General features: G+C 33.5%; 4 protein-coding genes. 2 read left to right on the top strand and 2 right to left on the bottom strand.

What is annotated here, in order from left to right:
• On the bottom strand, positions 1-1,458 hold a 1,458-nt coding region (locus tag SFT90_00410), incomplete at its 3' end, for an excinuclease ABC subunit A (GenBank protein MDX1948946.1).
• A 130-nt stretch (positions 1,459-1,588) separates the two neighbouring features.
• On the opposite strand from SFT90_00410, the gene SFT90_00405 reads away from it, so the two are divergent.
• A complete protein-coding gene (locus SFT90_00405; protein ID MDX1948945.1) occupies positions 1,589-3,340 on the top strand; it encodes an ABC transporter ATP-binding protein in 1,752 nt (583 codons plus the stop codon).
• Between the two features lie 169 nt (positions 3,341-3,509).
• The gene (locus tag SFT90_00400; GenBank protein ID MDX1948944.1) at positions 3,510-4,808 is read left to right on the top strand and encodes a DUF2748 family protein; all 1,299 of its coding nucleotides are present in this window, start codon (positions 3,510-3,512) and stop codon (positions 4,806-4,808) included.
• 1 nt (position 4,809) lies between these two features.
• Here the strand turns inward: SFT90_00400 and SFT90_00395 are convergent.
• Positions 4,810-6,026 (bottom strand): hypothetical protein (locus SFT90_00395; protein ID MDX1948943.1); only part of this gene is annotated, 1,217 nt, incomplete at its 5' end.

Here is a 6,026-nt window from a genome sequence, read left to right as displayed (position 1 = left end):
CCCAACATCGTTTAAGAAAGCTAGGCGAAGCTGAATTTCTTTTAAGATTCTTTCTGCAATTTTATTGTGAGTTACACTAAGTTTTTTTGGAAGTTGATTGAACCAATCCATCGCAACATCAATCGTCATTTCACAAACTTGTCCGATATGTAAATCAGCGATTTTTACGCATAGAGATTCAGCCTTTAAGCGATAACCATTACAAGCAGAACATTTTGTTTCACCCTGATAAACCTCATATGCAGAGCCTAAATGGAAGGTGTCAGATTCCGAAACTCGTTTTTCCATATTTGGAATTACGCCCTCAAAAGGTTGTTTTAACTTAAAACTTCTTAAGCCATCTTCATATTCAAATGAAATAGTTTCAGCACCAGAACCATAAATTATAATATTTTGAACTTTCTCATCTAACTCATTAAAAGGCGTATCAAGAGAAAATTTGTAATGGCTTGCAAGTGCCTGTAAGGTTTGGCGATACATCTTATTTGAGCTATTCGCCCAAGGTGCAATAGCACCTGCATTTATAGAAATTGTGCGATTTGGAATAACTAAATCAGGATCATAAAATAACTCAGAACCCAAACCATCGCAGGATTGGCAAGCACCATAAGGTGAGTTGAAAGAGAACATTCTTGGTTCAATTTCAGTAAGTTGGAAGCCAGAAACAGGGCAGGCAAATTTTTCAGAAAAAATTAAAACTTCTCCATTTTTATTATTACCTTTATAGCCTTTGCCAAGCTCAACAATTTCAACATAAAGTAAGCCATTTGAAAGTTGTAGAGAGGTTTCAATTGATTGTGCAAGGCGATTTCCTAAATCTTCAGCAAGCACAATTCTATCAACCACAACTTCCATATCGTGCTTTTTATTTTTATCTATTATTGGAATTTCATCTAAACTATGCACTGCACCATCAATTCTAACCCTAGTATAACCATCTTTTTTAAGGTTTAGAAGCTCACGAGTATGTTCACCTTTTGCACCTCTAACAATTGGTGCGAGGATATTTAATTTTGTGCCAAATGGCATTTCGTTTATTCTATCAACCATTTGTGAAACTGATTGTTTTTCAATCGGCAAGCCAGTTGCAGGGGAATATGGAATGCCAATTCTTGCATAAAGTAAACGCAGATAATCATAAATTTCAGTAATTGTTGCAACCGTTGAACGCGGGTTTTTTGAAGTGGTTTTTTGATCAATTGCAATCGCTGGCGAAAGCCCATCAATATGGTCAACATCAGGCTTATTGTGCATCTCAAGGAATTGGCGAGCATAAGCGGAAAGAGATTCAACATATCGCCTTTGCCCTTCAGCATAAACCGTATCAAACGCCAATGATGACTTTCCAGAGCCTGAAAGACCAGTAACCACAACAAGTTTTTCTTTTGGGATATCAATACTTATATTTTTTAGGTTATGTTCTCTTGCACCTTTGATTGAGATGAATTTTTCAGACATATTGCGATTTGTTTTGATATAAAACCTTCCTTATATAGCAAATTTAGATAATTAAAAGGGTTAAAAATATGAATAATTTGAAATTATTTAATTTGATTATATATGTTGAGGATATTTAATTTTCTAAAAAATGAATTATTCAGATTACAAAATTTTAATATCAAGAATTATAAAAGAAATTATTTGGCCTGAGAAAGTTAAAATTATCATCAGCATTATTTTGATGATTTTAGTAGCTGGCACAAATTCAATGCAGGCTTTGCTTATTCAGCCAGCAGTTGATGAAACATTATTCTCAAAAAATTCAGCTAATGCGGCCTTATATCAAATTCCTATTTTGATATTAGTTGTAACTATAGCAAAGGCTATTTTTACCTATTATCAAGTAGTTTTATCTTCACTTATAAACAACATTCTTATTAACGGAATGAGGCTCAGATTATTCAGAAAATTTATAACATCTGATATGGAATATTTTAATAATTACTCCTCAGCAAAAATGCTCTCAAATATCTTGAATGATATTAACGGAATGATGGGAGCGATAAATTTAATTCTTTCTGGGGTTTTCAAAAATGCATTATCGGTGATTTTTCTTTTTGCAGTAATGATTTATATGAATCCAACCCTTACTTTAATTTCACTTATAGGTGTTCCACTAGCAATTTATCCGATAATCTTAGTTTATAAAAAGATTAATAAACATATGGTTAATAACCAACAACAACTTGAATTATTTACGGTTGTAATGGACGATTCTTTAAGAGGTGCAAAGGTTGTAAAGGCTTATAATGCGGAAGATTATGAAACGGAGAAGGTTAATAAATCATTATTGCAACTTCAGAAATTAGCTTGGAAAATTGCAAGAATTTCAAATATTCCCTCTCAGTTAAATGAGGCATTGATTGGCGTTGGAACTGCAGCAGTTCTTTTATATGGTGGCTCTTTAGTGGTAAATGGAACTTCAACACCAGGTAGTTTTTTCTCATTTTTTGCCGCACTTATGATGGCTTATAAGCCTATGAAAGCAGTTTCTGGAATGAATGTTCAGCTACATCTTTGCTTAATATGTGCAAAAAGAGTTTTTAATTTGATTGATTACAAAAATAAAATCATTGATAAAATAGATGCAAAAACTCTTTCAAATGTTAAAGGTAACATTAATTTTGAAGATGTAAGTTTTCAATATAGTGATGGTAAAAAAGTTTTAGAAAATTTATCTTTCAAACTTGAATCTGGCAAAAAATATGCTTTAGTTGGCCATTCCGGCGGTGGAAAATCAACTATCTTAAATCTTATTCTTAGATTTTATGATGTTTCATCTGGTAAAATTTTAATCGATGAAAATGATGTTAGAGATGTAACGCAAAAATCTCTTCGTGATGCAATTGCTTATGTTGGGCAGGAAGTTCAGCTTTTTGATGATACAATCTTTGAAAATATCCGATATACAAAAAAAGATGCGACAATTGATGATGTTATAAATGCCGCAAAAATTGCGGAAGCTCATGAATTTATCTCACAATTTGAAAACGGATATTATTCTCAAGTTGGGCAAAATGGTGCAAAACTTTCTGGTGGTCAAAGGCAAAGGATTGCTATTGCTAGAGCAGTTATTAGTGGCTCACCAATTTTACTGCTAGATGAAGCAACAAGTGCGTTAGATACTAATTCTGAAAATGAAATTAAAATTGCACTCCAAAAATTAATGCAAGGTAAAACAACCATTGCAATCGCTCATCGCCTTACAACCGTTATAAATTCTGATGAAATTCTTGTTATTTCTAAAGGAAAAATTATTGAAAGAGGCTCACACAAAGCTTTATTAGAATTGAATGGCGAATATGCAAATTTATATTTCAAACAATTCGTAGAGGAATAACCGCCAATTGTCACCTCGCATTTATTGCTGGGTTAATTGCAAAAAACGCTTATAACTTAGTTTTGAAAACAATTTCAACCAATAACCCCGCAATAAATGCGGGGTGACAATTTGTAGTTAAGTCGTTAAAATATATTTTTGGTAAAAATCTTGAAGAATAATTTTTACAATGCCAATTCCAATAAATAATCATTATGATAGGCTTGCGATTATGCCAATGCTGGAGAAAGATGAATTATATATTGAATTAGAAAATCTAGCACAAAAAATTGTTAAAAAAGGTTTGCTTAGAATTAGTGCTGATAATAAATGCAATTTCATAATTCTTCCCCTTGCAGGTGGCGAAGAATTTTTAAGTTTTTCAAAAAGAGAATTATCTGACGAAAAATTACTTCAAAAAACTTATAAAACTCTTAAAGAAAAACAAATTTTCTATGAGCTAGATGATGAGTTGGAATCCCCTGAAAATAAAGTTCAAATTCTAAAAAGGAAATTATCTAAATACGAAGATGTACTAGAAGATGAAGAGATAAAAATCGCAAGGCTTCTAGTTCAAGCTGCTCACCCAGCAATTATTGAGAATATGATTTATGAGGAGGTAAAATTTTTTGTTTCCTACAGCCATAGTGTTTCTGAATTACTAAATGTGCAACTTTGGCAAAGTGCAAGATATTCCTCTGGCTTGCAAGCTAATGACTTCCGAGATTCTTCAGTTTTTGTATCTTGCGGTGGCAACCCTTTTTTTGATGCAAAAGAATCTGATAATGAAAATGATGGCAAAAATGCAATTGCAAAATTACTTATAATTGCAGCACAAGAATTAGCACATAATGCAGATTTAATAAAAAATGAATATGGGCAGAATATAGGCAGAGCCTCAACAAACCCTTATATGAATGCACCAAATGCAAGATGCGAGGAAGCTCGGCAAAAAGATATAGAAAGGCTAAAAAAGATTATAAATAAATTAGAAAATATCGGCTTAAAAAGGGTTTATGACAATGAGAGAAAATATAGAATTCAACTAAAATATAGAAAATTTGCAATTCTCACACATTTTTTATTTTTAAGAAAAATCATTTCTCAAATAATTTTTTTGATTTCCGCAAGATTAATTGGCTTAAATTTTGTTTCAAAAATTAAGAAAAAATCTATGATTGCTGAGGAATGCATAATTATTCTTGGCGATATGCTATTTAATCTTGAGCCACAAGCTCTTGCCTATAAAAATTCTAATAAAAACATTGAAAAAGCAATAATGTGTGCTGAGGCTTTAGCCAGAGTTCCGCAACAAGAAATAAAATGGGGTAGGGCGTTTGTTAGATATTTAACGCCTAATATGTATAAATATTTTTACACTGAATTGCTAACTGAAGAATTAAGAACTTATAAAAGATATTTCGGCAAAAAATACATTCACAAACTCACAAAGCCAAAGCCTAATTTTGTAAAAAGAATATTAAGGTGATTTATAATCTCATCTCATTAACTCTTTGCTGTAAAGAATTTAGATTATTATTATTCATTGAGGCAGGTTGGCTTGTTGGTGCTTGATAGTTATATAAACCCTGTTGAGGCTTAAGGCTTACCGTTTTATTAAAAGATGCTGGCAAAACTGGGTTGCCATATTGATCAAAATCTAGCGGAGTATTCAAAGAATTTGCACTATTACTTAAGTTTGCAATATTTGCAGCGTTGCCTCTCTGTTGCATAGTATCGATAATACCAGATGCAGGTGTATAAGCACTTCTTGCAGGATTCTTAAGTATATCTTCTACTTCTGGTTCAGCGTTTTTTGCGATAGTATTTACAACATCTTGTTGACTAATATTCTCAACTGGAACTGCTACATTTGAGCCATTTGCTTGCAACATAGTTTGCGCCTCAAGCGGAATGTTCAAATTATTTTCTGATTCAGCCGTTTTAAGGTTAGTCTCTTGTGTATTGTTAGATAAAGGCTCTAAGAATTCGTCAATATCAATATTTTGCTGTTGATTAACTGATTGTTGAGGCTGATTTGCAGAATTATTGTCCTGCTGAATATTAGTTATTGGAGCTTGTTGTAAATTTACTTGCTGAATAGGTGCATTTTCAGGCTGAAGCTGAGGTTGCAGTGGCTGAGGCATAAAATTATTTGCAACCGGCGTATTTGTTATAGGAGTTACATAAGTTGGGGCTGATAAGCCAAGCGTTTGTTGCACTTGAGTATTATTTTGAGGTATAACATTCGGCGTTGCAAAAGCTGGCGTTTCAGAAATTACAGGCTGCACTTGCTGAATTTGCTGAGCTGGTTGCTGAAATTGAGCTTGCATCTGCGTTGGTTGAGGCATAATCTGTGGTTGTGGCATCACAACAGGCAAAGTGTTTTGTGGTTGATATTGAATCTGCTGAATTGGCTGCACCTGTTGCATTTGAGGCATTTGTGCCATTGATGGCTGATATTGGTTCATCATTATTGGTTGCTGAGCATAACTTGGTGGCGGTAAAGCCCCCCAAGCATTCATCTGCATATTTTGCATTGCAGGTTGCTGAAAGCCTTGTAAGGTTGGCTGAAACTGCTGAGCTGGCATTGGCGGATTATAAACCGGCATGTTTGGTGCACCATATTGAACAGGTGGCATTTGCTGATTTTGTGAAAAACCACCATTTACGCCCGAGTATCCAAGTTGAGCTAAAGACATATTCT

It is taken from the genome of Rickettsiales bacterium (assembly GCA_033762595.1).
Classification (GTDB): Bacteria; Pseudomonadota; Alphaproteobacteria; order Rickettsiales; family UBA8987; genus JANPLD01.
Note: the sequence above shows the minus strand (reverse complement) of the source record. Positions and strands in the feature narration are given on the sequence as shown.

Excerpts from the sequence above, each read along its gene's own strand:
- SFT90_00400 (MDX1948944.1), top strand. The coding sequence starts at position 3,510 with ATGCCAATTCCAATAAATAATCATTATGATAGGCTTGCGATTATGCCA.
- SFT90_00405 (MDX1948945.1), top strand. The coding sequence starts at position 1,589 with ATGAATTATTCAGATTACAAAATTTTAATATCAAGAATTATAAAAGAA.